The following is a 26,477-nucleotide window of genomic DNA, read 5'->3' as shown; positions in this document are numbered from 1 at the left end:
ACACGCCATGTGGATGACCATCGCCCTCGTCGTCGTGCTGTTGATCGCTGCGGTGCTGCTGTTCGCGACGACGCGGCCCGGCACCTTCCGCGTCGAGCGCTCGCTCGCGATCAAGGCCCCGCCCGACCGCATCTTCCCGCTGCTCGATGATTTCCACCGCTGGCCCGAGTGGTCGCCGTGGGAGAAGCTCGACCCCGCGATGGTGCGCACGCACAGCGGTGCGGCGCGTGGTGTCGGCGCGGTCTACGAATGGCGCGGCAACGCGAAGGTGGGCCAGGGCCGCATGGAGATCATGCAGAGCACGCCGGCCTCGGCGCTCTCGATCAAGCTCGATTTCATCAAGCCGTTCGAAGGCCACAACATCGCCGAGTTCACGCTGAAGCCGCAGGACGACGCGACGCTGGTGCACTGGGTGATGCACGGACCGACGCCGTACGTGTCGAAGCTGATGGGCATGTTCCTGAGCATGGACACGCTGATCGGGCGCGATTTCGAGGCCGGGCTCGCGAACCTGAAGGCGGCGGCGGAGAAGGCGTAACCATTGAATCAATTGGCGCCGGTGGGTGACACGGCGTCGATACACGGGACCCGCATCCTGACGCCTCCGATCCGCTGGAGAAGTCATGAAAGCGCCCCTCCCCCACCCCGGTCGCCTGGCCGCCCATTCCCAGGGCGACGGCCCGGTCGTGCTGTGCCTGCACTCGTCGACCGGCACGCATGCGCAATGGAACGGCCTCGCCGACGCGCTGAGCGAGCGCTGGCAGGTCGTCGCGCCCGACCTGCACGGCCATGGCCGCAGCCCGGCCTGGCCATCGGCCACGTTGAACACGCTGCACGTCGATGCGAACGCGGTCACCCAGCTCATGCAGCCGGCCTGGGGGCTGGTGCGCCGCGGCATCCACCTGGTCGGCCATTCGTACGGCGCGGCGGTCGCGCTGCAGATCGCGCTGCGCCACCCTCAGTGGGTGCGCTCGCTGACGCTGTACGAGCCGGTCGCGGTCGGCATCATCCGCCGCATGGCGCCGCAGGATCCGTCGCTCGCCGAGGTGCGCGAGATCGCGTCGCGAGTCGCCCGGCTGCTCGAGCAGGGTGATGCGCTGGCTGCGGCGTGCGCCTTCACGACCTACTGGGGCGGTGACGCGGCCTGGGACGGCCTGAGCCCGGCGCGCCGCGAGGCCATCGCAGCGCGCATGCCGGTGGTGCCCCATCACTTCGACGCGCTGTTCTCGGCCACCTGGGGCCCGCAGGTGCTGTCGCGCCTCGCGATGCCGCTGCTGCTGATCCACGGCGAGCGCACCCGCGCGCCGGCGCGACGCATCGTCGAGTTGCTGGCCGACGCGCTGCCGCAGGCGCAGCGCTGCGAGCTGGCCGGCGCCGGCCACCTGGGGCCGATCACGCACGCGGCAACGGTCGTGCGCTGGATGGCGACCCACCTCGACCCGGTGGCTGCTTCCAGGCTCGACCTGCAACCGCAAGCCGCCTGAGTCGATCATGACAAGCCCGATGGCCGGCGATGCGGGCACTGCCTAAACTCGCTGGCCATGGACACCTCGCTGCACACCACCGACGGCCTGAAGCTGCACCTCTCGCACCACCCGGCCGGCACCGCGGCGCACGGCGTCGTCGTGCTGGTGCACGGGCTGGGCGAGCATGCGGGCCGCTACGCCCATGTGATCGCGCACCTGAACGGCTGGGGCTGGCATGTGCTGGCGTACGACCAGCGCGGCCACGGCCGCAGCGAGGGCGGCCGCGGGCAGCTCGCCACCGCGCACGACCTGATGGACGACCTGTCGCACGTGATCGATGCGGCCCGCACCGCGCACCGCGGACCATTGGTGCTGCTCGGCCACAGCATGGGCGGGCTGGTCGTCTCGCGCTTCGCCGCCGACACCAAGGCGCCGTGGTGGCGCCCGGTCGACGGCCTGGTGATGTCGTCGCCCGCGCTCGACCCCGGCATGAACGGCGCGCAGAAGCTGCTGCTCGCGCTGCTCGGCCCGATCGCGCCGTCGCTCGCGGTCGGCAACGGGCTGAAGCCGGCCTGGATCTCGCGCGACCCGGCGGTCGTCGCGGCCTACGTCGCCGACCCGCTGGTGCACGACCGCGTGACGCCGCGGCTGGTGCGCTTCATCGTCGACGGCGGCGAGTGGGTGCGCGCCCGCGCGGCCGCATGGTCCGTGCCGACGCTGCTGCTGTACGCCGGCAGCGACCGCTGCGTCGCGCCAGCCGGCAGCCAGGCCTTCGCCGCGGCAGCACCGCAGGCAGTCGTCACCGCACAGGAATTCACGCCGCTGTTCCACGAGATCTTCAACGAACCCGAGCGGGCCGAGGTGTTCGCCGCGCTGCAGGCCGGATTGCGCCGCTTCGCCGTGGCCTGACCGGCGCGCGCGTCCTGTGTGACGCATTCGCGCATCTCCGTTTCATCGTGTGCCCTTGTGGGTCGGATCTGCATCGCCTGGTGCGGTCGGTTTTACACTCTGCGATTCCCCACAAGGGACCTCGCACCAGGAGAACCGGCATGAACGCTCGCGACCCCAACCTTCCGCTGCAACCCGACGAAGCCACCGCCATCGCCGAGTTTGCGAACCGCACCTGGGATGAAGAGATCGTTCCGGCGCTGACCGATTACATCGCGATCCCGGCGAAAAGCCCGATGTTCGATGCCGACTGGCAGAAGAACGGCCACATCGAGCGGGTGATTCGCGACGCCGCGAGCTGGGTCGAAAGCAAGAAGGTCGCCGGCCTGACGCTCGAGGTGGTGCGGCTCGAAGGCCGCACGCCGGTGATCTTCTTCGAGGTGCCGGCCACCAAGCCCGGCAGCACGGACACCATCTGTCTGTACGGCCACCTCGACAAGCAACCCGAATTCAACGGCTGGCGCAACGACCTCGGGCCCTGGACGCCGAAGTACGAGAACGGCCTGCTGTACGGCCGCGGCGGTGCCGACGACGGCTACGCGGTCTACGCATCGCTGACCGCGATCATGGCGCTCGACCGGCAGGGCATTCCGCGCCCGCGCTGCGTCGGCATCATCGAGGCCTGCGAGGAAAGCGGCTCGTTCGACCTGCCGGCCTACCTCGACGTGCTGCGCGAGCGGCTGGGCAACGTGAGCCTGGTCGTCTGCCTCGACAGCGGCGCCGGCAACTACGACCAGCTGTGGCTCACGACCAGCCTGCGCGGCATGGTCAGCGGCGTGCTGAAGGTCGAGATCCTGACTGAGGGCATCCACTCCGGCGACTCCAGCGGCCTGGTGCCGTCGAGCTTCCGCATCCTGCGCCAGGTGCTGGACCGGCTCGAAGACAGCAAGACCGGCCGCTTGCTGCCGGAGAGCTTTCATTGCGAGGTGCCCGGCGACCGCCTCGCGCAGGCCCGCACCACGGCGCAGATCCTCGGCGACGAGGTCTGGAAGCGCTTCCCGTGGGCCTGCGGTGCCGACGGCGGCCCGACGCTGCCGACCACCACCGACCCGACCGAGGCGCTGCTGAACCGCACCTGGCGCCCGACGCTGAGCGTCACCGGTGCCGACGGTTTCCCCGAGCTGAAGAACGCCGGCAACGTGCTGCGGCCGTACACCGCGTTCAAGCTGAGCCTGCGCCTGCCACCGCTGATCGACGGCAACGAGGCGGCGGAGCGCCTGAAGGCGCTGCTCGAGGACAACGCGCCGTACAACGCGCGCGTGACCTTTGCTGCCGACGGCCGCGCCGGCGCCCATGGCGCGAGCGGCTGGAACGCGCCGAGCCTCGCGCCGTGGCTGGAAGATGCGCTGAACGGCGCATCGCAGGCGCAGTTCGGCGCGCCGTGCGGCTACGTCGGCCAGGGCGGCACGATCCCGCTGATGAGCCTGCTGCAGAAGGGCTTCCCGAAGGCCCAGATGATGGTCTGCGGCGTGCTCGGCCCGAAGAGCAACGCGCACGGGCCGAACGAGTTCCTGCATGTGCCGTATGGGAAGAAGCTGACGGCGGCGGTGGCGCAGGTGATGGCTGCGTGCCCTTGAGCTTGGCGCGGTTGGTGCCCGGCTTCGATACCTCAGCCCGAACGGTAGGTGTAACGCGACCAGCGAACACAAAGAGCCCGTTCACCCTGAGGTATCGAAGGGCCGCGCAATTCTTCGCCTGCAGCCTTCTCGCCGGCACCGCACTGGCGCAGCCCCAAGGCACCGACCTTCCGGCCCTCGATGCGCGCCTCGCGCCGATCGTGCCTCGGGTGATCGCCTGGCGCCGCGACATCCACGCCCACCCCGAGTTGTCGGGCCAGGAAGTGCGCACCGCCGCGCTGGTGGCCGAGCACCTGCGCCGGCTCGGCATGGAGGTGAAGACCGGCGTCGGCGGCCTCGGCGTGGTCGGCCTGCTGCGCGGCGGGCTGCCCGGCTCCAAGGTGGTGGCGCTGCGCGCCGACATGGACGCGCTGCCGCTGGCCGAGTCGACCAACCTGCCGTTCGCGTCGCAACAGACCGGCCGCTACCAGGGCGTGCAGACGCCGGTGATGCACGCCTGCGGGCATGACGGCCACACCGCGATGCTGATGGGCGTGGCCGAGCTGCTGGCCGGGCTGCGTGCGCAGGTGCCGGGCACGGTGAAGTTCATCTTCCAGCCGGCCGAAGAGGGCCTCGCCGATCTGCCGTCGACCGCCGCCGAAAGCTGGGGCGCGCGCGCGATGGTCGAGGAAGGCGTGCTCGAGCGGCCGAAGGTCGATGCGGTGTTCAGCCTGCACCTCTCGCCGAACCTGGCCTCCGGCATGCTCGGCGTGCGCGGCGGGCCGATGCTGGCCGGCGCCGATTCGCTGCGCATCACGGTGCGGGGCCGCGGCACGCACGGCGGCGCGCCGTGGGCGGGGGTCGATCCCATCGTTGTCGCGGCGCAGATCGTCACCGGGCTGCAGACCATCGTCAGCCGCCAGCTCAACATCAGCCACGAGCCGGCGGTGCTGAGCATCTCGTCGATCCACGGCGGCAACCGCGAGAACGTGCTGCCCGACAGCGTCGAGATGCGCGGCACGCTGCGCAGCTTCGACGAGGACATGCGCGAGGACGCGAAGCGCCGCATCGTGACGACCGCCGAATCGATCGCCGCGGCCAGCGGCGCGCAGGCGAGCGTCAGCTTCGGCCCGGCCACCTATGCCGTCACCGACAACCCGCGCGAGCTGCTGGCGCGGATGATGCCGTCGCTGCAGCGCGCGAGCGGCGGCCAGGTGATCGAGCTGCCGAAGATCAGCGCGTCGGAAGATTTCTCGGAGTACCAGAAGCAGGTGCCGGGGCTGTTCTTCATCCTCGGCGCGACGCCGCCCGGCAAGACGCCGCAGAACGCGCCGCCGAACCACGCGCCGGATTTCGATTTCGACGAAGGGGCGATGCGTCTGGGCGTGAAGGTGCTCGCGACGCTCGCGCTGGATTTCCTGGTCAGCCCCTAGTCAACATCGACGCGCCGAGCGCCTCGGCAACCTCGATCCCGTCGACGCCGGCCGACATGATTCCGCCGGCATAGCCCGCGCCCTCGCCCGCCGGGTACAGGCCCTTGACGTTCAGGCTCTGGAAATCCTTGCCGCGCGTGATGCGCAACGGCGACGAGGTGCGCGTCTCGACGCCCGTCAGCACCGCATCCGGCATCGAGAAGCCCTTGATCTGCCGCTCGAACGCCGGCAGCGCCTCGCGGATCGCCTCGATCGCGTAGTCGGGCAGGCTCGGGTGCAGGTCGCCGAGCAGCACGCCCGGCTTGTACGACGGCTGCACGCTGCCGAACTCGCGCGAACGCTGGCCCTTCACGAAATCGCCGACCAGCTGGCCCGGCGCTTCATAGTTGCCACCACCGAGTTCGAAGGCCCGCGACTCGATGCGCCGCTGGAACTCGATGCCATCCAGCGGCGAGACCGGTCCCGGGGCGTTCGGGTCCTGCGCGTAGTCCTGCGGCGTGATGCCGACCACGATGCCGGCGTTCGCGTTGCGCTCGTTGCGCGAGTACTGGCTCATGCCGTTGGTGACGACGCGGCCGAGCTCGGAGGTCGCCGCGACCACCGTGCCGCCCGGGCACATGCAGAAGCTGTAGACCGAGCGGCCGTTGGCCGCGTGGTGCACCAGCTTGTAGTCGGCGGCACCGAGGATGGTGTTGCCGGCGTTCGGGCCGAAGCGCGCACGGTCGATGATCGACTGCGGGTGCTCGATGCGGAAGCCCACCGAGAACGGCTTCGCTTCCATGTAGACGCCGCGCTCGTGCAGCATCGCGAAGGTGTCGCGCGCGCTGTGGCCGAGCGCGAGCACGACGTGGTCGGCGCGCAGCTGCTCGCCCGAGGCCAGCGTCACGCCGCGAATGTGATCGCTCTCGATCAGCACATCGGTCACGCGCTGTTCGAAGCGGATCTCGCCGCCCGCCGCCTCGATGTCGGCCCGCATCTTCTCGATCATGCTGACGAGCCGGAAGGTGCCGATGTGCGGCTTGCTGACGAACAGGATCTCTTCCGGCGCGCCGGCCTTGACGAACTCGGCCAGCACCTTGCGCGTCAGGTGGCGCGGGTCGCTGATCTGGCTCCACAGCTTGCCGTCGGAGAAGGTGCCGGCACCGCCCTCACCGAACTGCACGTTCGATTCGGGGTTCAGGATGTTCTTGCGCCACAGGCCCCAGGTGTCCTGGGTGCGCTGGCGGACCTCCTTGCCGCGCTCCAGCACGATCGGCCGCAGGCCCATCTGCGCGAGGATCAACGCGGCGAACAGCCCGCAGGGCCCGAAGCCGACGACCAGCGGGCGCGACCGGCCCGACGATTGGAAATCGGCCGGCGCATGGCCGACGAAGCGGTAGCGGGTGTCGGGCGACGGCTTGACGTGCGGGTCGGCCGCGAAGCGCTGCAGCAGCGCGGCTTCGTCGGCCGGGTCCGCGAGTTCGCAGTCGACCGTGTAGATCAGCACGATGGCCGCCTTCTTGCGCGCGTCGTAGCTGCGCTTGAAGACGGTGAAGGCTTTCAGCGCGGCCTCGGCCAGCCCCAGGCGCTGCAGCACGGCCGGGCGCAGCGCGCCTTCGGCATGGGCCAGCGGCAGGCGCAGTTCGGTGATTCGGAGCATGGGCGCTATTGTCCCGCGGGCTCGGGCTGCTGGGCCGAGCGCAGCTCGTCGACGGGTGCGTCGTCGATCACGGCCTCGTCGTCCGCGCCCGGGTCGGCCGGCAGGGGTTGGTCGTACGGCAGGAAGCCGCCCGACTGGTGCTTCCACAGCATCGCGTAGTGGCCGTCGAGCTGCAGCAGTTCGTCGTGCGTGCCCTGCTCGACGATGCGGCCCTGCTCGAGCACGATCAGCCGGTCCATGCGGGCGATCGTCGACAGCCGGTGCGCGATCGCGATCACCGTCTTGCCTTCCATCAGGTTCAGCAACTGGTCCTGGATCGCGAGTTCGACCTCGCTGTCGAGCGCCGACGTGGCCTCGTCCAGCACCAGGATCGGCGCGTCCTTCAGCACCACGCGCGCGATCGCGACGCGCTGGCGCTGGCCGCCGGAGAGCTTCACGCCGCGCTCGCCGACGTGCGCCTCGTAGCCGGTGCGGCCCTTCCAGTCCTGCAGCTCCAGGATGAAGGCATGCGCCTGCGCCTTGCGGGCCGCCGCCTCGACCTCGGCCGCCGTGGCGCCCGGGCGGCCATAGCCGATGTTGGCCGCGATCGAGCGGTGCAGCAGCGAGGTGTCCTGCGTCACCAGGCCGATCGCGCCGCGCAGACTCTCCTGCGTGACACCGGCGATGTCCTGTCCGTCGATGCGGATGCTGCCCTGCTCCACCTCGTGGAAGCGCAGCAGCAGGTTCACCAGCGTCGACTTGCCGGCGCCCGAGCGGCCGACCAGCCCGACCCGCTCGCCCGGCTTCACGACCAGGTTCAGGTCGTCGAGCACGCGCTTGCCGTCGCTGCGGCCGTAGGTGAAGGTCAGGTGCTCGAAGCGGATCTCGCCCCGCGGCACCGCCAGCTCGCGCGCATCGGGCCGGTCGACCAGCGTGTGCGGCACCGCGATCGTCTCCATGCCCTCCTGCACCACGCCGACGTTCTCGAAGATGCCGGTCACCTCCCAGCTGACCCAGCCGGCGACGCTCGCGATCTGCCAGGCCAGCGGCAGCGCGGTCGCCACCAGGCCGGCGGGAATCTGGCCGTGCGCCCACAGCAGCACGCCGATCGTCGCAGTGCTGACGAGAAACAGCGCGTTCATCGTCGACAGCGTCGCCATGAACTGGGTGGTCAGCCGCATGTGCGCGGCGATCGCGAGGGTGTGCTCGTCGAGCGTCTCGCGCACGTAGGCGTCCTCGTCGCGCGCGCGGGCGAACAGCTTGACGGTCAGGATGTTGGTGTAGCTGTCGACCACGCGGCCCATCACGGCCGAGCGCAGTTCGGAACTGGCACGCGCCAGGTCGCGCATGCGCGGCACGAAATGGCGCAGGAAGACCACGTAGCCGGCGAACCAGAACACGGTGGGCACCGCGAGGCGCCAATCGGCGCTGGCCATCAGCGCGAGCGACGTGAGGCCGTAGATGATGATGTACCAGATGGCCCGGATCGAGCTGACGACGCTCTCGCGCAGCGCATTGCTGGTCTGCATCACGCGGTTGGCGATGCGGCCGGCGAAATCGTTCTGGAAGAACGGCCAGCTCTGGCGCACCACGTGCCAGTGGCTCTGCCAGCGGATCAGGCTGGTGACGCCCGGGATCACCGCGATGTTGCGCACGGTGGCATCGAGGATCATCGCGAGCGGCCGGCCGATCAGCACCAGCGCGGCCATGCCGAGCAGCATCGGGGTTGCGGCGCTGAACGCCGCGGCGCGGTCGGGCGCTTCCATCAGCGTGACCAGCTTGCCGATGAAGACCGGCACCAGCGTGTCGATCAGCGCGACCGCCAGGCCGGTGACGAACATCGCGGCGTACAGCGGGCGCGTCTGCCGGATGAAGTGCCAGTAGAAGGCCAGCAGGCCGGCCGGCGGCTCGCCGTGGGGCACGGCGGTCGGGCGGATGCGTTTCAGGAAGAAGGCTGACATGGCGGCGCCAATGCAAGGCGGCGCAGGCTTGTGGCGTGCGCCGCATCGGAGGTTGGGGGATGCGCCATTCTCGCGCGGAACTCACGCCGTAACGACAGAAGCCGCCCGGAGGCGGCTTCTGCGGTGTCCCTCAACCGAAGCGCCCGACAGGCGCGTCAGCGATCAGTAGCCGGTCGACAGGGCGCCATAGCTGGCATCGCTCTTGTGCGTCTTGGCCGCTTCGATGGCTTCGGCGCGGACTTCGGCACGGGTGCGGCTGGCGGCACCGGTGACCACCGGGGTGGCGTAGCCGTAGCTTTCCGAGTTCGGGACCAGCGTGCCGTCGACACGGGCACGGGCCAGTTCGGCGCGCACTTGCTCGCGGCTCTTGCCGCTGTCGGCGGTCGCGGCCACCGCGGCCTTCGGCAGCGTGATCGATGCGTTGTTGTAGCCGTAGCTTTCCGAGTTCGGCAGCAGCTCGCCGCTGGCACGGGCACGGGCCAGTTCGGCACGCACTTGCTCGCGGGTCAGGCCGGTGTCGCCAGCGAACGCGGTGACGGAGGCGCCAGCCAGGGCAAGGGCGACGGTGGCAAGGGCGGCGAAGTTCTTGGTGGTCATGATGAATTCCTTCAGAAGGTTGACGTTTCCAGGCAGGGCGGCTTCAGGGGTTAGAGCCGTCTTGTCCAGCCTCGGTGAGTCACTTGTTGCGTTGGCCTCATCGATGGGGTGAACTGTAGACATTGCGCTTGAATCAATAAACAGCACGTGCTTCAATGCCGCATTGTCAAAAAAGAAACAATGAGGGTGAAAGAATGGATCGGCTGCATTCGATGCGGGTGTTTTCCCGGGTGATTGAAGAGGGCAGCTTCGCGTCGGCGGCACGCCGGCTGAACCTGTCTCCCGCGGTCGTGACGCGGCTCGTGGCCGACCTCGAAGAGCACCTGGGCGCCAGGCTGATCAACCGCACGACGCGCCGCCTCGCGCTCACCGACACCGGCGAGCTCTACCTCGAACGCGTGCAGCAGATCCTGACCGAGGTCGAAGAAGCCGAGGCGCTCGCGAGCGCCGCCACCTCCGAGCCGCGCGGCCACCTGCGCGTGCTGGCGCCGCCGGCCTTCGCGGTGCACCAGATTGCCAAGCACCTGCCCAAGTTCCGCGCGCTGTTCCCGAAGGTCACGATCGAGCTGTCGTGCCCCGGCCCGGTGGAGGCGGTCGACGAGAACTTCGACGTGAGCATCCTGTCGGTCGGCGACCGCCCGCTCGATGGCGATTTCGTCGCGCGGCGCCTCGCGCGCTCCGAGGTCATCACCTGCGCGTCGCCCGATTACCTGAACCGCCGTGGCCGCCCGGTGCACCCGTCGGAACTGGCCGGCCACGAGGCGATGGTGCCGACCTTCCTGCGCGAGCTGACCTTCCACGAAGGCGTCTGGGGCGACGACGAGCCGTCCGGCGAGACCTACACGCTGACACCGGGGCGCCCCGCGCTCGGCACGACGCACATCGACACGATGTACGCCGCGGCGCTGGCCGGCATGGGCATCGCCGGGCTGCCGTCGTTCGTCGTCGAGGACGCGCTGATGGAGCACGCGCTCGAACGCGTGCTGCCGCGCTGGCACCTGCTGACCACGACGCTGTATGCCGCGATGCCCACGCGCAAGCACGTGCCGGCACGCACGCGGGCGTTCATCGATTTCCTGCTCGAGACCTTCGGCGGCGGCGAGACCGACCCCTGGCTCGCGGCGGCCGGTTGCGAGACCCGCTGACTACCTGAACACGTCCTGGCGCGTCTCGCCGACGAGGCGCTCCAGCAGCCGCGCCAGCGCGCCCAGCCCGTTGTAGCGGCTGGCGGTGCGGTGCGCATAGCGCCACACCAGCGGCAGGTTCTGCAGGTAGCCGTCCTTGCCGTCGCGGTGGTACAGCCGCGCGAAGATGCCCAGCACCTTCAGGTGGCGCTGCAGGCCCATCCATTCGAAATCGCGCCAGAACTCGCCGAAGTCGTCCTGCACCGGCAGGCCGGCCTTGCGCGCCCGCTCCCAATAGCGCACCGCGAGGTCGATCTGCACGTCTTCCTGGAGCTCGACGTAGGCGTCGCGCAGCAGGCTGGCCAGGTCGTAGGTGATCGGGCCCCAGACGGCGTCCTGGAAATCGAGGATGCCCGGGTTGGTGGCCGCGCCGGCGGCGGGGCAGACCATCAGGTTGCGCGAATGGTAGTCGCGGTGCACCAGCACCATCGGCTGGGCCAGGTTGTTCTGCACGATGCGCTCGACGCAAGCGGCCCACTGGGTCTGCTCGTCCGCCGTCAGCACCTGTCCGGCATGCTTCACGTACCAGTCGGGGAACAGCTGCATCTCGCGCATCAGCAGCGTGCGGTCGTAGGCCGGCAGCTGCGACGCCGCCTCGATGCCCTGCAGGCGCACCAGCGCCTGGCTCGCATCGGCATACAGCGCCGGCGCGCTGTGGTCGTCGAGCTGCGACAGATAAGTCTGGTCGCCCAGGTCGGACAGCAGCATGAAGCCGTCGTCGGCATGCCAGTCGAGCACCTCCGGCGCGTTCAGGCCGGCGGCGCGCAGCAGCGCGGCGACCTTCACGAACGGGCGGCAGTCCTCCTTCTCGGGCGGCGCGTCCATCACGATGCGCGTGCCGGCCTCGGTGTCGACCCGCAGGTAGCGGCGGAAGCTGGCGTCGTTGCTGGCCGGGCGCGCGCCGCTCGCGTGAATGCCCCGGCCCGCCAATTGCCGCAGCCAGCTTTCGAAGGCGACGCGGCGGCTGTCGTCAGGCCAGGCCAGCGGGGGCACGGTCGACTCGGAGGTCGTCGGATCAGGGGTCAAGGGCATGTGGGGATACTGCTCGTGGATAATCGATTCTACAAATCGCCCTGGGCGCGCCGCCTGGCATCGTGCCGGTGCCGCGGCACCGAGCCGTCCCTCCGCCCTTGATGCCCTCGCTCCCTTGCTGCCGCCGTTCCCTCTTCGACTCTCCGTCTGCGCGATCCGCCTGAGCCTCGTGGCCTCGGCCGCGGGCTGGCTGTCGACCGGCTGGGCGCAGGCGGTCGTGCCGCCTGATGCTCCCGCTTCTGCGGCTTCTGCGGCATCCGCGGTCGCGCCGGCTGCGGCCGCATCCGCCGCCTCGGCCCCCGTCAACGCGATGGTGCTCGAGGCCGACGAGGTCCGCGCCCGCCCCGACCAGGACGTCATCGCCGAAGGCAACGCCCGCTTCCAGCGCGGCCCGATGCAGATCAGCGCCGACCGCATGACCTACGAGCAGGTCAGCGACCTGGCCCATGCCACCGGCAAGGTGCGCGTCAGCCGTGACGGCAACGTCTACACCGGCCCCGAGCTGCAGCTGAAGGTCGAGCGCTTCGAAGGCTTCTTCCTGCGACCGACCTATTTCTTCTCGCGCACCCAGGCCGGCGGCAGCGCCGAGCGGCTCGACTTCTTCGGCGAGCAGCTGATCGTCGCCACCGGTGCCACGTACACCAGCTGCCGCGTCGACGACACCGACGGCAGCACGCCGGCGTGGGTCCTGTCGACCGACCGCGTGAAGCTCGACTTCGCGAACAACGAAGGCATCGCGCAGGGCGCGGTGCTGCGCTTCTACGGCGTGCCGATCCTCGCGGCCCCGGTGCTGAGCTTTCCGCTGAGCGACGACCGCAAGTCGGGCTGGCTGCCGCCGAGCATCGACATCGACAACAAGAGCGGCCTGCAGGTGGCCGTTCCGTACTACTGGAACATCGCGCCGAACCGCGACGCGACGCTGACGCCGGCCATCATCTCCAAGCGCGGCGCGGCGCTCGACACCGAGTTCCGCTACCTCGAGCCGGGCCACACAGGCCGCGTCGACCTGAACCTGCTGCCGAACGACCGCCAGGCCGGCATCACCCGCAGCGCGTTCAACCTGGAGCAGGAAGGCCTGCTGCTCGGCAACACGCGCTACAGCACCAACGTCATGCGCGTGAGCGACGACGACTACTGGAAAGACCTGCCGCGCGGCATCAACAGCCTGACGCCGCGCCTGCTGCTCGGCGATGCACGGGTGGCCAGCGATTTCGGCCTCTGGACCACCTATGCGCGCGTCCAGCGCTGGCAGGTGCTGCAGGATGTCGACAGCCCGCTGGCGACGCCCTACGACCGGCTGCCGCAGGTCGGGGTGCGCACCTGGCAGCCGCTGTTCGGCGGGCTCGAGTTCGGCATGGAGGCCGAGGCGAACCGCTTCGTCAACCCGGAAGGCCACCTGGTCGGCATCTCGCCCGGCGATACGGCGTCAAACCCACGGCCGCTCGGCTCGCGGTTGCATCTGCTGGGCTCGCTCGCGTGGCCGTTCGGCACGCCCGGCTGGACGCTGACCCCGAAGGTGCTGGTGAACGCCGCCAGCTACCGGCTCGATCTCCCGATGGGCGGTGGCTACGACCGATTCCACCGCGTGATCCCGACCTTCAGCCTCGACAGCGCCTGGGTGCTCGAGCGCGACACGCAGCTGTTCGGTCGCCCGGCACGCCAGACCATGGAGCCACGCCTCTTCTACACGAAGACGCCCTACCGCCAGCAATTTAACCTGCCGAACTTCGATTCGGCCGAGAAGGACTTCAACTTCGACTCGATCTACACCGAGAACAGCTTCTCGGGCATCGACCGGGTGTCTGACGCGCACCAGCTGACCGCCGGCGTCACCACCCGCATGCTCGACTCGGGCGACGGCTCCGAGCTGCTCCGCCTGGGCCTGGCGCAGCGCTACCTGTTCGAGGACCAGCGCATCACACCCACCGGGGATCCGATCTCGCAGAGCGTGTCCGACCTGCTGCTGACCGGGTCGTCGGGCCTGCTGAAGCATTGGCGCTTCGACACCGCGATGCAGTACAGCCCCGAGCAGCGCAAGACCGTGCGTTCGATCGTCGGCGTGCGCTATTCACCCGGCCCGTACCGCACCATCAACACCAACTACCGCTTCAATCGCATCGACAGCGCTCCCCCCGGCAAGCCGAGCGTGAGCGAGCAGTTCGAGGTGGGCTGGCAGTGGCCGCTGTACGGTCGGCCCGGCCAGAGCAGCGATCGCGGTGGCCGCTGCATCGGAGCCTGGTACTCGGTGGGACGCATGAGCTACAACGTGACCGAACGGCGGCTCATCGATTCGGTGGTCGGCTTCGAGTACGACGCCGGCTGCTGGATCGGCCGCGTGATCGCGAAGCGCTCGTCGACCAGTGACCAGGAAGCGACCACCCAGCTCGGCTTCGAGCTGGAGCTGATCGGCCTGTCGCGCCTCGGCACCAACCCGCTGAAGGTCTTGAAGGACAATATCCCCGGTTACCGCCTGCTGCGCGACGATTCTGCCGCGCCCGCTGCGAGCCCCACGACACCATGATTGCATTCCAACGCCTTGCTTCCCGCGCGCTGATGTCGCTGCTGTCCGCGACCGTCGCGACGTCGGCCGTGCAGGCCCAGACCACGGCGCCTGCCTCGCGCTCGCGCACCCAGACCGCCGACTACATCGTCGCGATCGTCAACCAGGAGCTGGTCACCGCCGGCGAGGTGCAGCAGCGCATCGACCGGCTGCGTGAAGAAGCGCAGCGCAGCAAGTCCAAGTTGCCGCCCGACGATGAACTGCGCCACCAGGTGGTCGACGCACTGATCGACGAACGCGTGCAGATCACCAATGCCCGCGACGTCGGCCAGCGCGTCGACGACGTCGAGCTCGAACGCGCGGTGGCCAATGTCGCCGCGCAGAACCAGCTGACGCCGGCCCAGCTGCGCGAGCGGCTCAAGAAGGAAGGCATCGACTACGTGCGCTTCCGCAACAACGTGCGCGACCAGCTGCAGGTCGAGCGGGTGCGCGAGCGCGAGGTGCAGGCGCGCATCACGATCACCGACGCCGAGGTCGACGCGGTGCTCGACAAGCAGCGCGCCGCGGCCGGCAGCGCGACCGAATACAACATCGCGCAGATCCTGGTCACGGTGCCCGAGAACGCGAGCGAGAGCCTGATCGCCGAGCGCCGCACCAAGGCGGAAGCGGCACTGAACCGCGTGCGCAGCAGCAGCCCGTTCGAGGTGGTCGCCCGCGAGGTGTCCGAAGATGGCAACAAGGCGCGCGGCGGCGAGATCGGCATGCGCCCGGCCGACCGGTTGCCCGATATCTTCGTCGAGGCCGTGCGTGGCCTGAAGCCGGGCGAGGTGGCGCCGACGCTGTTGCGCTCCGGTGCCGGCTTCCACGTGATGAAGCTGATCGACAAGCGCGAGGGCGGCGCCTTCTCGGTGACGCAGACGCGCGCCCGCCACATCCTGCTGCGCCCGTCACCGCAGCTCTCGCAAGAAGCGGCAGTGCGGCGGCTGCAGGAGATGAAGCGGCAGATCCAGAGCGGTTCGCGCAACTTCGACCAGCTGGCACGCGACAACTCCGAGGACGGCAGCGCGCCGCAAGGCGGCGACCTCGGCTGGGTGTCGCCGGGCGGCTTCGTGCCGGAGTTCGAAGAGGCGATGAACGCCTTGGCGATCAACGGGCTGTCGGAACCGGTCGTCTCGCGCTTCGGCGTGCACCTGATCCAGGTGATCGAGCGGCGCAAGATGTCGCTCGACCTGCGCCAGCAGCGCGAGCAGGCCCGCAACATCCTGCGCGAGCAGAAGTTCGAAGAGGCCTACACCGCCTGGGCACGCGACCTGCGCGCGCGGGCCTACATCGAGATGCGCGAGGCGCCGCAGTGAGCCTGGCCGCGCCGGCCCGATGAAGCACATCCCCCGCAAGCGCTTCGGGCAGCATTTCCTGTCCGATGGCGCGGTGATCGGCGCCATCGTCGATGCGATCGACCCGCGGCCCGGCCAGGCGCTGGTCGAGATCGGGCCGGGGCTCGGCGCGATGACCAACCCGCTGGTCGCGCGCAGCGAACACCTCACGGTGATCGAACTCGACCGCGACCTGGCAGCGCGGCTGCGCAAGCGCAGCGAGCTGACGGTGGTCGAGTCCGACGTGCTGAAGGTCGATTTCCCCGCGCTGGCCGCGCAGGCCGGCCAGAAGCTGCGGGTCGTCGGCAACCTGCCCTACAACATCTCGACGCCCATCCTGTTCCACCTGCTCGACGCCGTCGACCAGGTGCAGGACCAGCACTTCATGCTGCAGAAGGAGGTGGTCGACCGCATGGCCGCCTCTCCCGGCAACAAGGACTACAGCCGGCTGACCGTGATGCTGCAGTGGCGCTACGACATCGAATCGGTGCTCGACGTGCCGCCCGAAGCCTTCGATCCGCCGCCGCGGGTCGATTCGGCGGTGGTGCGCATGCAGCCGCTGCCCGCTGCCGCCGGCGTGCCGCAGGCCTTGCTGGGCGAACTGGTGATGGTGGCGTTCTCGCAGCGGCGCAAGCTGCTGCGCCACACGCTGGGCCGCTGGCTCGACGAGCGCGGCTTCGCAGGGACCTTCGATGTGCAGCGCCGCGCCGAGGAAGTACCGGTCGCGGACTACCTGGCGCTGGTGCGGGCGGTGCAGCAGCCCTAGTTCAGAACCGATAGCGCAGCGACAGCGTGGTCATGTCGGCACCGCGCGTGTCGTCGAAGATGTACTTCAGTTGCGACTCGTAGGACTCGACCTCCAGCAACGCCGACAACCGGGGCTGCAGGTACCACTCGACGCCGATTCCCAGCGTCGGCTCGGTGCCTTTTTCGTCCCGATCGTGGGTGTCGAATCCGAGGAACGCTTCGCTGCGGGCCGTGCGCCGGTAATAGGCGCCGACACGCCCGAGCAGCGCCACGTGGTCGCCGAGGTGGATCGCGCCGACCAGCGCGATGGCCGGACCGGTCCGCCAGTCGGAGCCGAGCGACACGGCGCCGGCCTCCAGCCGCAGCGAGCGGCGAAACTGGTAGCCCAGCATCAGCTTGCCACCGTGTCCGGTCAGGGTCTCATGACCGCCCTGCCCGTTCGACACGCGGTATCGGCTGAGGCCGACGCCGCCTGACACGTACCACCCGGAGGCCGACACGTCGACGGGAAGCGATTCACCTGCCGTGTTGCGCTCTTGCGTGCCCCCTTGCGTGCCCTGTTGCGTGCCCTCCTGCGCGCCCGCCGCAGCGACCGCGCCCAGCGTCAAAACCGCCGCAAGCCACGCTCGCGCGCCAAGTCCGAATGCCATGGTTGTTCCTCCCTGTCGTTGTGTGCGGCGCATTGTGCCCAAGAAAAAGCCCGCCGAAGCGGGCTTGACAGAGGCTCGATCGATCAGGCTGCGTTCAGCCACATCGAGGTGTCGAACGCGCTACTCATCATCGGCATGTTCATTCCGAAGTTCGCGTTGGCTGCGCTCTTGGCCGCCGGCTTGGCTGGCTTGTTCTCTGCAATCTGGGCCGTTTCCGTCGCCCGCTCCCATGACCCTTGTTCCTGGGAGCGGGCTACTGAAAAGAATAGAAGCACCTGAACGGTATTTTTCGTTCCGCCCAGAAATCAGCCGCATCGCGGAAGACGTCGAGCAGTTGCTCGCGGGCCTCGCGGTCGAAGCGCGGGTTGTCGGGCAGCTGCTCCAGCACCACGACGAAGCCGGGTTGCGTGCCCGACTTGTGCACCAGGTCGGTCATGCAGTCGTACAGCGCATCCAGGTTCTTGCCGAAATGCGACGGGAACAGGAAGGACTCGGCAATGCTGTCCAGCACGTCCTGCTTGGACTGGGCGTTGGTCAGGTTCGCATAGAGGAAGTGCTGGCCCACGCCTTGCGCGGCTTCCTGCAAATCCTCGACGCGGTAGGCGCGTATCGACTGGACGATGTTTGGACGGACGGTCTGCAAGAGCATGGTCTCGTTCCTCCTTGGTTCAAAAGAATCCATCAGCTGACCCTCACTTCACGATGCGGCGAAAACTCGCGTAGTGGTCGTCGGTGTAGTAACACGCCTGCGGTGTCGTGACCTGGTAGCCACCGCAGACGATGCGCTTGGCAGCGCGGTTCCTTGCCCCCGGGGTCGTCACGGTGTACTCGCGGTAGTAGCCGCGGCGCTGTGCCGGTAGCTGGCGTTCGCGGTTGCCGAACACACTGCCATCCTTGGGATACGGAAACGGGCCTCCGGTTCTGATCAGCCGTTCTGTCGCCTGGGCCTCGGCCGGCAGCGTCGCGAGGGCCACCGTGACCATCTCGTCGGCTGTGCGCGGCGCTTCTTTTGCAGGCACCGACACCACGCTGGCCGCCATGACAGCCACCACGATTGCCGCGCGGCCCCAGTGCTGACACCGGCGGCCTCGGCCATCGAACTGACTTGCAAAACCGGCCAGCAAACCGGAGAGAGACACGGGTTATCCCTGAATTCGGAAACCAGGATGGTACCGAATCAACTCGCAAAGCTCAAGCTGCTGCCTCAATTTGGGGCAGAGCGCACTGAAAATCAGTGAATGCTCGCATTCGTCTGGGACCATATGGATCGGCACATCCAGGCGATGCTTGGAGCAGAAACCAGCGTGATCGGGTCGATGACAGAGGTGTCACATGCCCGTGCGCGACCGCTGGACATTTCTGGCGCACGCACCAAGCTGTGCTTGGTGCGCGGCCGTCGGCCGTTTTTGTCGGATCGTCGCTGCGATCAGCGTGCCGCGTTCGCGTCGGCCACCGTCAGCGCGGTCATGTTGACGATGCGTCGCACCGTGGCCGACGGCGTCAGGATGTGCACCGGCTTGGCCGCGCCCAGCAGCACCGGGCCGATCGCGATGCCGCCGCCGGCAGCCGTCTTCAGCAGGTTGTAGCTGATGTTGGCGGCGTCAATGTTCGGCAGCACCAGCAGGTTGGCCTCGCCGGACAGCGTGCTCGTCGGCATCAGCTCGGCGCGGTAGGCTGCATCGAGCGCGGCGTCGCCGTGCATCTCGCCGTCGACCTCGAGCCACGGCGCCTGCTCGTGCAGCAGCGCCAGCGCATCGCGCATCTTCACCGCCGACGGCTGGTTGCTCGATCCGAAGTTGCTGTGCGACAGCAGCGCCGCCTTCGGGCGCAGGCCGAAGCGCTTGAGTTCCTCGGCGGCCATCACGGTGATCTCGGCCAGCTGCTCGGCCGTCGGGTCGTAGTTGACGTGGGTGTCGACCAGCATCACCTGCCGGTTCGGCAGGATCAGCCCGTTCATGCAGGCGTAGGTCTTGCTGCCCTTGCGCAGGCCGATCACCTGGTCGATGTACTGCAGGTGCATCGCGGTGTTGCCCCAGGTGCCGCACAGCATGCCGTCGACCTCGCCCTTGTGCAGCAGCATCGCGCCGATCAGCGTCAGGCGGCGGCGCATCTCGATCTTGGCGAGCTGCGCGGTGACGCCCTTGCGCGCCATCATGCGGTGGTAGGTCTGCCAGTAGTCGCGATAGCGCTCGTCGTGCTCGGTGTTGACCAGGTCGTAGTCGGTGCCGGCCTTCAGGCGCAGGCCGAACTTCTCGATGCGCTGGGCGATGACCTCGGGCCGGCCGATCAGCGTCGGGCGCGCGAGGTTCTCGTCGACCACCACCTGCACCGCGCGCAGCACGCGCTCTTCTTCGCCTTCGGCGAAGGCCACGCGCTTGTGCTTGGCGCACTTGGCGAGCGTGAAGATCGGCTTCATCGTCGTGCCCGAGGCATAGACGAAGCTCTGCAGCTTCTCGCGGTAGGCGTCCATGTCCTTGACCGGACGCGTCGCGACGCCGGAGTCGACCGCGGCCTGTGCCACCGCCGGCGCGATCTTCATCATCAGCCGCGGATCGAACGGCTTCGGGATCAGGTACTCGGGGCCGAAGCTCAGCGTCGCGCCGGCATAGGCCGCGGCCACCACCTCGCTCTGCTCGGCCTGGGCCAGCTCGGCGATCGCATGCACCGCGGCGATCTCCATCTCGATCGTGATGGTGGTCGCGCCGCTGTCGAGCGCGCCGCGGAAGATGTACGGGAAGCACAGGACGTTGTTGACCTGGTTCGGGTAGTCGGTGCGGCCGGTCGCGATGATCGCGTCGGCGCGCACTTCCTTCACCTCTTCCGGCAGGATCTCCGGCGTCGGGTTGGCCAGCGCCAGGATGATCGGCTTGGCCGCCATCGTCGCGACCATCTCCTTCTTCAGCACGCCGCCGGCCGACAGGCCGAGGAAGATGTCGGCGCCGTCCATCACCTGCGCCAGCTTGCGGTGCGAAGTCTTCTGGGCGAACTGGATCTTGTCTTCGTCCATCAGCTCGGTGCGGCCTTCGTAGACGACGCCGGCCAGGTCGGTGACCCAGATGTTCTCGCGCGGCATGCCCAGCTTCAGCAGCAGCCCGAGGCAGGCGAGCGCCGCGGCGCCGGCGCCGGAGGTCACGAGCTTGACCTTGTCGATGTCCTTGCCGACCACCTTCAGCGCGTTCAGCACGGCCGCGCCGACGGTGATCGCGGTGCCGTGCTGGTCGTCGTGGAACACCGGGATGTGCATCCGCTCGCGCAGCTTGCGCTCGACGTAGAAGCAGTCGGGAGCCTTGATGTCTTCGAGGTTGATGCCGCCGAAGGTCGGCTCGAGCGCGGCAATGATGTCGACCAGCTTGTCGAGGTCGCGTTCGGCGAGTTCGATGTCGAACACGTCGATGCCGGCGAACTTCTTGAACAGCACGGCCTTGCCTTCCATCACCGGCTTCGACGCCAGCGGCCCGATGTCGCCCAGGCCCAGCACCGCGGTGCCGTTGGTGACGACGGCCACCAGGTTGCCGCGCGCGGTGTAGCGGAACGCGTTGGCCGGGTCGGCGACGATCTCTTCGCAGGCCGCAGCCACACCGGGCGAGTACGCGAGGGCCAGGTCACGCTGGTTGATCAGCTGCTTGGTCGCGGCGATGGCGATCTTGCCGGGCACCGGGAACTCGTGGTACTCCAGCGCCGCTCGGCGCAGTTCCGCATGCTTGTTGTCTGATTGGGCCATGGCGTGATCTCGTGGGTCCTCGAAGGGGAAAGCATTGTAGGAGGGGGCGCGGATTGCAGTGTTGCGCAGCGCGCCGCCGGCCCCCATGCGCGAAACTGCGTACCCGCGCGGCCCGGCCATTCGCAATACTGCGGGGTGTTCCCTGCGCCCGAGTGATCCGCGCCCGAGTGATGCTTCCCCCGCTGCCCCCGCCCCCTTCCGTCCCCGAATCCCTGCCGCCGCGGGGCTGGCGGCGCGCGCTGCCGTGGGCGACGCTGGTGGCGCTGCTGCTGATCGCGCAGTCGCTGCTGGTGTGGCTGACGCTCGGCTACGAGAGCAGCCGGGCGCAGGAGCAGGTCGATGCCACCGCCACCGCGGCCGCAGGCGACATCAAGCAGGCGCTCGGCCGCGACCTGCAGAGCCTGCAGGCGCTGCTGTGGAACAACCCGTCGATCCCGCTGTGGCAACAGGATGCGGCCACGCTGCTGCGCACGCACCGCGAACTGCTGCGCATCGAGCGGCGCGACGCGCAGCTGGAGATCACCGAATCGGTCGACTCGCCGCTGCACGGCTCGGCCTTCACGCAGATCCGCCGCGACGACATCGACCTCGAGACCGAGCTCGCGTGCACCACCGCGCGCCGCCAGGGCAGCCCGTCGTACTCGCGCAGCTACTTCGTGCCGCTGCCCGGCGGGCTGGGCCTGGAGGTGATGGACGTCTGCATCCCGATCGCCGGCAGCGGGCAGAACCTCGGCTTCATGGCCGGCACCTTCGCGCTCGGCCGGCTGCTGGACGAAACGGTGGGCAGCGAGGTGAAGCGGGTGCACGAGCTGTCGTTCATCGAGGGCGACGGCACGCGGCTCGCGCGCGCGGGCCTGCCGCGCGGCGCGGGGGCCTTCATCGCCGAGCGGCTGGTCGACCTGCCGGGCCTGAGCCTGCAGCTGCGGGTGGACAGCAGCGCCGGCCGGCCGCAGCTGATCCCGAACCTCAGCACCGCGCTGGTGCTCGGGCTGTCGCTCGCGCTCGGCGGCGTGGTGGCGCTGCTGGCGCGCGACGTGCGCAAGCGCGCCGGTGCCGAGTCGGCGCTCGCCGAGGCGCTGAGCTTTCGCAAGGCGATGGAGGATTCGCTGGTCACCGGGCTGCGCGCGCGCGACCCGCACGGCCGCATCACCTACGTGAACCCGGCCTTCTGCGAGATGGTGGGCTTCAGCGCGGCCGAACTGGTCGGGCAGACCACGCCACCCTATTGGCCGCCGGAGCTGACCTCGGAGTACACCAAGCGCCAGCAGGTGCGCCTGGCCGGCACGGTGCCGCCGCGCGAGGGCTACGAGACGGTGTTCATGCGGCGCACCGGCGAGCGTTTCGCGGTGATGATCTTCGAGGCGCCGCTGGTCGACGGCGCCGGCCGCCACACCGGCTGGATGAGCGCGGCGCTCGACGTCAGCGCGCAACGCAAGATCGAGGAGGTCTCGCGCCAGCAGCAGGAGCGGCTGCAGGCGACGGCAAGGCTGGCCACCGTCGGCGAAATGGCCTCGCTGCTGAGCCACGAGCTGAACCAGCCGCTGGCGGCGATCGCGAGCTATGCCGCTGGTTCGCTGAACCTGATCAACGATGTCGACGGCGACTGCGCCGACACGCTGCCGCTGCTGCGCCAGGCCTCGCAGCGCATCGCCGAGCAGGCCGAGCGGGCCGGCCGCGTGATCAAGAGCGTGCACGACTTCGTGCGCCGGCGCGAACAGGCGCGCGAGCCGGTGCGCGCCGACCTGCTGATCGACGCGGTGCTGCCGCTGGTGCGGCTGCAGGCGCGCAAGAGCGGCACGCGCATCGAGCTCGACCTGCCGAAGCCGATGCCGCGCGTGGTCTGCGACCGCACGATGCTGGAGCAGGTGCTGCTGAACCTGACGCGCAACGCGATCCAGGCGATGGAGTCCCACACGCCCGCCGCCGAGCGCGAGCTGACCATCCGCGTGCGCCCAGTCGACGCCCGCTGGGTCGCGTTCGGCATCGTCGACCGCGGCACCGGCGTCGCCGACGAGGTCGCGCCGCGGCTGTTCACGCCCTTCTTCACGACCCGGCCCGAGGGCATGGGGCTCGGGCTGAGCCTGTGCCGCACGGTGATCGAGCAGCACGGCGGCCTGCTGGTGTTCGAGAACCGCCTCGATGCAGCGCAGCGCGTGATCGGCGCAGAATTCAGGTTCACGCTGCCCGCCGACAGCAAGAACGCGAGCCCATGAACAGCAGTCCCCCCCACAGCCACCCCAGCCCCTCCCACGGCGGCAGCGCGACCACGCCGCCCCACCTCGGCCTGCCGATGGTCTACCTGGTCGACGACGAAGACATCGTGCGCGAGGCGTTGGCCTGGCTGCTGCGCTCGCGCCGGCTGCTGTCCGAAGGCTTCGCGAGCGCCGAGGCCTTCGAGACCATGCTCGCGCCGCGCCTGGCCGCGGCCACTTCCGCCGGCTGGCCGACGTCGCCGAGCTGCCTGGTGCTGGACGTGCGCATGCCCGGCACCAGCGGGCTGGCGCTGTTCGAACGGTTGGCCGAGCGTGGCCTGCTGCAGGCGCTGCCGGTGATCTTCCTGACCGGCCACGGTGACGTGCCGACCGCGGTGGCCGCCGTCAAGCGCGGCGCGTTCGATTTCGTCGAGAAGCCGTTCTCGGACAACGCGCTGGTCGACCGCGTGGAGCAGGCGCTCGCGCAGAGCACGCAGGCGATCCTGCGCCGGCGCGACCGCGTCACGCTGGAGCAGCACCTGGCCGAGCTGACCGAGCGCGAGCGCGAGGTGATGGAGCGCGTGATCGACGGCCGGCCCAACAAGCTGATCGCCGACGAGCTGAACATCAGCGTGCGCACGGTCGAGGTGCACCGGGCACGCGTGTTCGAGAAGATGGACGTGAAGTCCGCGGTCGAACTGGCCAACCGGATGCGCGAAACATAATGCCGACAGGAGGGATACGACGATGAGCATCCAGGGAATCATCCGCACGGTCGTGGCCGTGGCGGTCGTGTTGCTGCTGGTGGCGGGCTTCAGCAGCTGCGGCACGGTGGAGTCGGGCAACGTCGGCATCCGCACGACGCTCGGCAAGGTCAGCCCCGACGAAGTCGAGCCCGGCATCTACCTGGGCCTTCCGGGCATCAGCCGGGTGCAGGAGTTCTCGGCCAAGGAGATCGGCCTCGACCTGAACGACCTGACGCCGAAGGCCCGCGACAACCTGTCGCTGCGCGACCTGGACGTGACGGTCTACTACCGGGTCATGCCCGGCTCGATCGCCGACCTGTACGTGAAGTACGCCGGCCAGCACACCCGCGACGAAGGCAGCCGCGTCTACCTGCCGGCCTATGCGCTGCTGCAGCGCCTGGCGCGCAATGCGATCTACCAGCAGGCCTCGCACATCGACAGCCTGGTGATGCACACGCAGCGCGAGGAGCTGGCGCTGGCGGTGCGCAAATCGCTGCAGGGCGAGCTCGATGCCAACGACAAGGGCGTGTTCCTGGTCACGCGCGTCGTGATCCGCTCGCTGACCACCGACCCGGCGATCGAGAAAGCCATCCAGGATTCGGTCGCGGCGCAGAAGCAGCTCGAGACGACGAAGCAGCGCATCGCGATCGCCGAAGCCGAGGCGCAGGTCGAGGTCAAGAAGGCCGAGGGCATCGCGCGCGCCAACCAGATCATCAACCAGAGCCTGACGCGGGAGTACCTGCAGCACGAGTCGAACCTGGCGCTGCAGAAGTTCGCCGAGAAGGGCGGCACGACCACCGTCGTGATTCCCGCGAACATGCAGACGGCACCGCTGATCAACATCGGCGGCACCGGCAAGTGAGCGAGGCGATGGGCGTCGGCGAATTCGACCTGATCGCGCGCTGGTTCACGCGGCCGGCGCGGCGCGCGGCGCTCGGCGTCGGCGACGACTGCGCGCTGCTGAACCTGACACCGGGCATGCAGCTCGCCACCTCCAGCGACATGCTGGTCGAGGGCCGGCACTTCCTGTCGACGGTCGCGCCGGAGCGGCTCGGCCACAAGGCGCTGGCGGTCAACCTGAGCGACCTGGCGGCCTGCGGCGCGCAGCCGCTCGCGTTCACGCTGGCGCTGGCGCTGCCGCGCATCGACACAGCCTTTCTCGACGGCTTCTCGCGTGGCCTGCTGGCACTGGCCGATGCACACGGCTGCGAGCTGGTCGGCGGCGACACGACGCAGGGCCCGCTGAACCTGTGCATCACGGTGTTCGGCGAGCTGCCACCCGGGCAGGCGCTGCTGCGCTCGGGCGCGCGCGACGGCGACGAGATCTGGGTCAGCGGCACGCTGGGCGATGCGCGGCTCGCGCTCGAGGTGTTCCGCGGCAGCATTGCGCTGGCCGGCGACGGCTTCGAGCAGGTGCGCGCCGCGATGGAGCTGCCGACGCCGCGCGTCGCGCTCGGCATCGCGCTGCGCGGCATCGCGACCAGCGCGATCGACCTCTCCGACGGGCTGCTCGGCGACCTCGGCCACATCCTGAAGCGCTCGAACGCAGGCGCCACGCTGCAGGTCGATGCCCTGCCGCGCAGCCCGGTGCTGGCCGCGCAGCCGCTCGCGCTGCAGCGCAACTGCACGCTGGCCGGCGGCGACGACTACGAACTGGTGTTCACCGCGCCGCCCTCGCAGGCCGCGGACGTGCTGGCAGCCGCGCACGGAGCCGGTGTGACGGTGACGCGCATCGGCCGCATCGAGCCGGCCTCGCACGGCCTGCGACTGGTGGACGGCGATGGCGCGGCGGTCGACCAGCGCTTCGCGGCCTTCGACCACTTCAAATCATGACGACGCCCACCGAGCCGCCCCTGCTTCAGCCGCTGCGCCCCGCCCCGCAGCGCGCCACGCTCGGTTTCATGTTCCGCCACCCGGCGCACGTCATCGCACTCGGCTTCGGCAGCGGGCTGTCGCCGGTCGCGCCGGGCACGGTCGGCACGCTGTGGGCCTGGCTCGCGTTCGTCATCATGCAACCCCACCTGGGCGACCTGCAGTGGCTGCTGGTGCTGGCTGTCGGCACGCTGGTCGGCTGGTGGGCCTGCACGGTGACGGCGCGCAACCTGGGCATCGCCGACCCGGGCAGCATCGTCTGGGACGAGGTGCTCGCGTTCTGGGCCGTGCTGTGGCTGGTGACACCGGCCGGGTTGCTCACGCAGGCGGTGGCCTTCGGCCTGTTCCGCTTCTTCGACGCGGTGAAGCCCGGCCCGGTCGCCTGGGCCGACGGCCTCTTCAAGCTGCGCCGCGGCCAGCCGATCGGCTGGGCGCAGGGTTTCGGCATCCTGTTCGACGACTTCGTGGCGGCGCTGTGCGCGCTGCTGGTGATCGCGCTGTGGAGGTTCCTGTGAACGAGTTCGAACCGGCCGTGCTGGCGCTGGCCCGCGTGCTGCGGCAGCGCGGCGGCTCGATCGCGACGGCCGAGTCCTGCACCGGCGGGCTGATCGCCGCGGCCTGCACCTCGGTCGCCGGCTCGAGCGACTGGTTCGAACGCGGCTTCGTGACCTACAGCAACGAGGCCAAGACGCAGATGCTGGGCGTGCCTGCCGCCTTGATCGCGCAGCACGGCGCCGTCAGCGAAGAGGTGGCACGCGCGATGGCCGAGGGCGCGCTGCGGCACTCGCCGGCGCGCTTCGCGGTCGCGGTGACCGGCATCGCCGGCCCGGGCGGCGCGGTGCCGGGCAAGCCGGTCGGCACGGTGTGGCTGGCCTGGGCGC

23 protein-coding genes are annotated in these 26,477 nt (G+C 69.4%); 15 read left to right on the top strand and 8 right to left on the bottom strand.

Annotated elements, in window-relative coordinates:
- Positions 1-7: 7 nt before the first annotated feature.
- The 5 genes from ACXJLU_RS10445 (at position 8) to ACXJLU_RS10425 (ending at position 5,403) form a co-directional block, all read left to right on the top strand.
- Positions 8-538 (top strand): SRPBCC family protein, encoded by a 531-nt coding sequence (locus ACXJLU_RS10445; protein WP_457330536.1) that lies wholly within the window; start codon positions 8-10, stop codon positions 536-538.
- A gap of 85 nt (positions 539-623) precedes the next feature.
- Positions 624-1,484: an alpha/beta fold hydrolase gene (locus tag ACXJLU_RS10440; protein ID WP_457330534.1), complete on the top strand. Its 861-nt coding sequence runs from the start codon at positions 624-626 to the stop codon at positions 1,482-1,484.
- A 57-nt stretch (positions 1,485-1,541) separates the two neighbouring features.
- A complete protein-coding gene (locus tag ACXJLU_RS10435) occupies positions 1,542-2,375 on the top strand; it encodes an alpha/beta hydrolase (RefSeq protein ID WP_457330532.1) in 834 nt (277 codons plus the stop codon).
- A gap of 140 nt (positions 2,376-2,515) precedes the next feature.
- The gene (locus tag ACXJLU_RS10430; protein WP_457330530.1) at positions 2,516-3,991 is read left to right on the top strand and encodes a M20 family metallopeptidase; all 1,476 of its coding nucleotides are present in this window, start codon (positions 2,516-2,518) and stop codon (positions 3,989-3,991) included.
- 86 nt (positions 3,992-4,077) lie between these two features.
- Positions 4,078-5,403, top strand: a complete 1,326-nt coding sequence (locus tag ACXJLU_RS10425; RefSeq protein WP_457330637.1) for an amidohydrolase — start codon at positions 4,078-4,080, stop codon at positions 5,401-5,403.
- Here the strand turns inward: ACXJLU_RS10425 and ACXJLU_RS10420 are convergent.
- From ACXJLU_RS10420 to ACXJLU_RS10410, 3 genes are all read right to left on the bottom strand, one after another.
- Complete coding sequence (locus ACXJLU_RS10420; RefSeq protein ID WP_457330528.1) at positions 5,393-7,042, bottom strand: NAD(P)/FAD-dependent oxidoreductase; 1,650 nt, start codon at positions 7,040-7,042, stop codon at positions 5,393-5,395. The genes ACXJLU_RS10425 and ACXJLU_RS10420 overlap by 11 nt on opposite strands.
- Before the next feature lie 5 nt (positions 7,043-7,047).
- Positions 7,048-8,982, bottom strand: a complete 1,935-nt coding sequence (locus tag ACXJLU_RS10415) for an ABC transporter ATP-binding protein (protein WP_457330526.1) — start codon at positions 8,980-8,982, stop codon at positions 7,048-7,050.
- Positions 8,983-9,144: 162 nt separating this feature from the next.
- Positions 9,145-9,726, bottom strand: a complete 582-nt coding sequence (locus ACXJLU_RS10410; protein WP_457330635.1) for a DUF4148 domain-containing protein — start codon at positions 9,724-9,726, stop codon at positions 9,145-9,147.
- Between the two features lie 47 nt (positions 9,727-9,773).
- Here ACXJLU_RS10410 and ACXJLU_RS10405 point away from each other — a divergent pair, with 47 nt between their 5' ends.
- Positions 9,774-10,724 carry a LysR family transcriptional regulator gene (locus tag ACXJLU_RS10405; RefSeq protein WP_073465073.1) on the top strand — a complete coding sequence of 317 codons (951 nt, stop codon included), beginning with the start codon at positions 9,774-9,776 and terminating at the stop codon, positions 10,722-10,724.
- Here the strand turns inward: ACXJLU_RS10405 and ACXJLU_RS10400 are convergent, their stop codons facing one another.
- Positions 10,725-11,795, bottom strand: a complete 1,071-nt coding sequence (locus tag ACXJLU_RS10400) for an aminoglycoside phosphotransferase family protein (RefSeq protein ID WP_457330524.1) — start codon at positions 11,793-11,795, stop codon at positions 10,725-10,727.
- A 115-nt stretch (positions 11,796-11,910) separates the two neighbouring features.
- On the opposite strand from ACXJLU_RS10400, the gene ACXJLU_RS10395 reads away from it, so the two are divergent.
- From ACXJLU_RS10395 to rsmA, 3 genes are read left to right on the top strand one after another with little or no spacing between them, the layout of a single operon-like run.
- Positions 11,911-14,316: an LPS-assembly protein LptD gene (locus ACXJLU_RS10395; protein WP_457330522.1), complete on the top strand. Its 2,406-nt coding sequence runs from the start codon at positions 11,911-11,913 to the stop codon at positions 14,314-14,316.
- A complete protein-coding gene (locus ACXJLU_RS10390) occupies positions 14,313-15,650 on the top strand; it encodes a peptidylprolyl isomerase (protein ID WP_457330520.1) in 1,338 nt (445 codons plus the stop codon). Before ACXJLU_RS10395 ends, ACXJLU_RS10390 begins: the two co-directional genes overlap by 4 nt.
- A 19-nt stretch (positions 15,651-15,669) precedes the next feature.
- Positions 15,670-16,434 (top strand): 16S rRNA (adenine(1518)-N(6)/adenine(1519)-N(6))-dimethyltransferase RsmA, encoded by a 765-nt coding sequence (gene rsmA / locus ACXJLU_RS10385; RefSeq protein WP_457330518.1) that lies wholly within the window; start codon positions 15,670-15,672, stop codon positions 16,432-16,434.
- Position 16,435: 1 nt separating this feature from the next.
- Here the strand turns inward: rsmA and ACXJLU_RS10380 are convergent, their stop codons facing one another.
- From ACXJLU_RS10380 to ACXJLU_RS10365, 4 genes are all read right to left on the bottom strand, one after another.
- Positions 16,436-17,065 carry a porin family protein gene (locus ACXJLU_RS10380; RefSeq protein WP_457330516.1) on the bottom strand — a complete coding sequence of 210 codons (630 nt, stop codon included), beginning with the start codon at positions 17,063-17,065 and terminating at the stop codon, positions 16,436-16,438.
- Positions 17,066-17,318: 253 nt separating this feature from the next.
- Entirely contained in the window at positions 17,319-17,714 is a 396-nt protein-coding gene (locus tag ACXJLU_RS10375; protein ID WP_056813467.1) for a barstar family protein, read from the bottom strand.
- A 43-nt stretch (positions 17,715-17,757) separates the two neighbouring features.
- Positions 17,758-18,105 carry a guanyl-specific ribonuclease gene (locus tag ACXJLU_RS10370; protein WP_235002265.1) on the bottom strand — a complete coding sequence of 116 codons (348 nt, stop codon included), beginning with the start codon at positions 18,103-18,105 and terminating at the stop codon, positions 17,758-17,760.
- Between the two features lie 386 nt (positions 18,106-18,491).
- Positions 18,492-20,786 (bottom strand): NADP-dependent malic enzyme, encoded by a 2,295-nt coding sequence (locus tag ACXJLU_RS10365; protein ID WP_073465080.1) that lies wholly within the window; start codon positions 20,784-20,786, stop codon positions 18,492-18,494.
- 170 nt (positions 20,787-20,956) lie between these two features.
- Between ACXJLU_RS10365 and ACXJLU_RS10360 the strand changes: the two genes are divergently transcribed.
- From ACXJLU_RS10360 to ACXJLU_RS10335, 6 genes are all read left to right on the top strand, one after another.
- Complete coding sequence (locus ACXJLU_RS10360) at positions 20,957-22,999, top strand: sensor histidine kinase (RefSeq protein WP_457330633.1); 2,043 nt, start codon at positions 20,957-20,959, stop codon at positions 22,997-22,999.
- 77 nt (positions 23,000-23,076) lie between these two features.
- Positions 23,077-23,703, top strand: coding sequence for a response regulator transcription factor (locus tag ACXJLU_RS10355; RefSeq protein ID WP_073465212.1), 627 nt, complete (start codon positions 23,077-23,079; stop codon positions 23,701-23,703).
- Between the two features lie 22 nt (positions 23,704-23,725).
- On the top strand, positions 23,726-24,586 hold the full coding sequence (locus tag ACXJLU_RS10350) for an SPFH domain-containing protein (RefSeq protein ID WP_457330513.1): 861 nt from the start codon (positions 23,726-23,728) through the stop codon (positions 24,584-24,586).
- 8 nt (positions 24,587-24,594) lie between these two features.
- On the top strand, positions 24,595-25,557 hold the full coding sequence (thiL, locus tag ACXJLU_RS10345) for a thiamine-phosphate kinase (RefSeq protein ID WP_457330630.1): 963 nt from the start codon (positions 24,595-24,597) through the stop codon (positions 25,555-25,557).
- Positions 25,554-26,111, top strand: a complete 558-nt coding sequence (locus ACXJLU_RS10340; protein ID WP_457330511.1) for a phosphatidylglycerophosphatase A family protein — start codon at positions 25,554-25,556, stop codon at positions 26,109-26,111. Before thiL ends, ACXJLU_RS10340 begins: the two co-directional genes overlap by 4 nt.
- Positions 26,108-26,477, top strand: a 370-nt coding sequence (locus ACXJLU_RS10335) for a CinA family protein (protein ID WP_457330509.1), incomplete at its 3' end; no start/stop codon positions are given. The genes ACXJLU_RS10340 and ACXJLU_RS10335, both read left to right, overlap by 4 nt.

It is taken from the genome of Rhizobacter sp. P5_C2, from assembly GCF_054049715.1.
Note: the sequence above shows the minus strand (reverse complement) of the source record. Positions and strands in the feature narration are given on the sequence as shown.

Coding starts and splice junctions, on each gene's coding strand:
- ACXJLU_RS10445 (WP_457330536.1), top strand. CDS start 8: ATGTGGATGACCATCGCCCTCGTCGTCGTGCTGTTGATCGCTGCGGTG.
- ACXJLU_RS10440 (WP_457330534.1), top strand. CDS start 624: ATGAAAGCGCCCCTCCCCCACCCCGGTCGCCTGGCCGCCCATTCCCAG.
- ACXJLU_RS10435 (WP_457330532.1), top strand. CDS start 1,542: ATGGACACCTCGCTGCACACCACCGACGGCCTGAAGCTGCACCTCTCG.
- ACXJLU_RS10430 (WP_457330530.1), top strand. CDS start 2,516: ATGAACGCTCGCGACCCCAACCTTCCGCTGCAACCCGACGAAGCCACC.
- ACXJLU_RS10420 (WP_457330528.1), bottom strand. CDS start 7,042: ATGCTCCGAATCACCGAACTGCGCCTGCCGCTGGCCCATGCCGAAGGC.
- ACXJLU_RS10415 (WP_457330526.1), bottom strand. CDS start 8,982: ATGTCAGCCTTCTTCCTGAAACGCATCCGCCCGACCGCCGTGCCCCAC.
- ACXJLU_RS10405 (WP_073465073.1), top strand. CDS start 9,774: ATGGATCGGCTGCATTCGATGCGGGTGTTTTCCCGGGTGATTGAAGAG.
- ACXJLU_RS10400 (WP_457330524.1), bottom strand. CDS start 11,795: ATGCCCTTGACCCCTGATCCGACGACCTCCGAGTCGACCGTGCCCCCG.
- ACXJLU_RS10390 (WP_457330520.1), top strand. CDS start 14,313: ATGATTGCATTCCAACGCCTTGCTTCCCGCGCGCTGATGTCGCTGCTG.
- rsmA (WP_457330518.1), top strand. CDS start 15,670: ATGAAGCACATCCCCCGCAAGCGCTTCGGGCAGCATTTCCTGTCCGAT.
- ACXJLU_RS10380 (WP_457330516.1), bottom strand. CDS start 17,065: ATGGCATTCGGACTTGGCGCGCGAGCGTGGCTTGCGGCGGTTTTGACG.
- ACXJLU_RS10375 (WP_056813467.1), bottom strand. CDS start 17,714: ATGCTCTTGCAGACCGTCCGTCCAAACATCGTCCAGTCGATACGCGCC.
- ACXJLU_RS10370 (WP_235002265.1), bottom strand. CDS start 18,105: ATGGCGGCCAGCGTGGTGTCGGTGCCTGCAAAAGAAGCGCCGCGCACA.
- ACXJLU_RS10365 (WP_073465080.1), bottom strand. CDS start 20,786: ATGGCCCAATCAGACAACAAGCATGCGGAACTGCGCCGAGCGGCGCTG.
- ACXJLU_RS10360 (WP_457330633.1), top strand. CDS start 20,957: ATGCTTCCCCCGCTGCCCCCGCCCCCTTCCGTCCCCGAATCCCTGCCG.
- ACXJLU_RS10355 (WP_073465212.1), top strand. CDS start 23,077: ATGGTCTACCTGGTCGACGACGAAGACATCGTGCGCGAGGCGTTGGCC.
- ACXJLU_RS10350 (WP_457330513.1), top strand. CDS start 23,726: ATGAGCATCCAGGGAATCATCCGCACGGTCGTGGCCGTGGCGGTCGTG.
- thiL (WP_457330630.1), top strand. CDS start 24,595: ATGGGCGTCGGCGAATTCGACCTGATCGCGCGCTGGTTCACGCGGCCG.
- ACXJLU_RS10340 (WP_457330511.1), top strand. CDS start 25,554: ATGACGACGCCCACCGAGCCGCCCCTGCTTCAGCCGCTGCGCCCCGCC.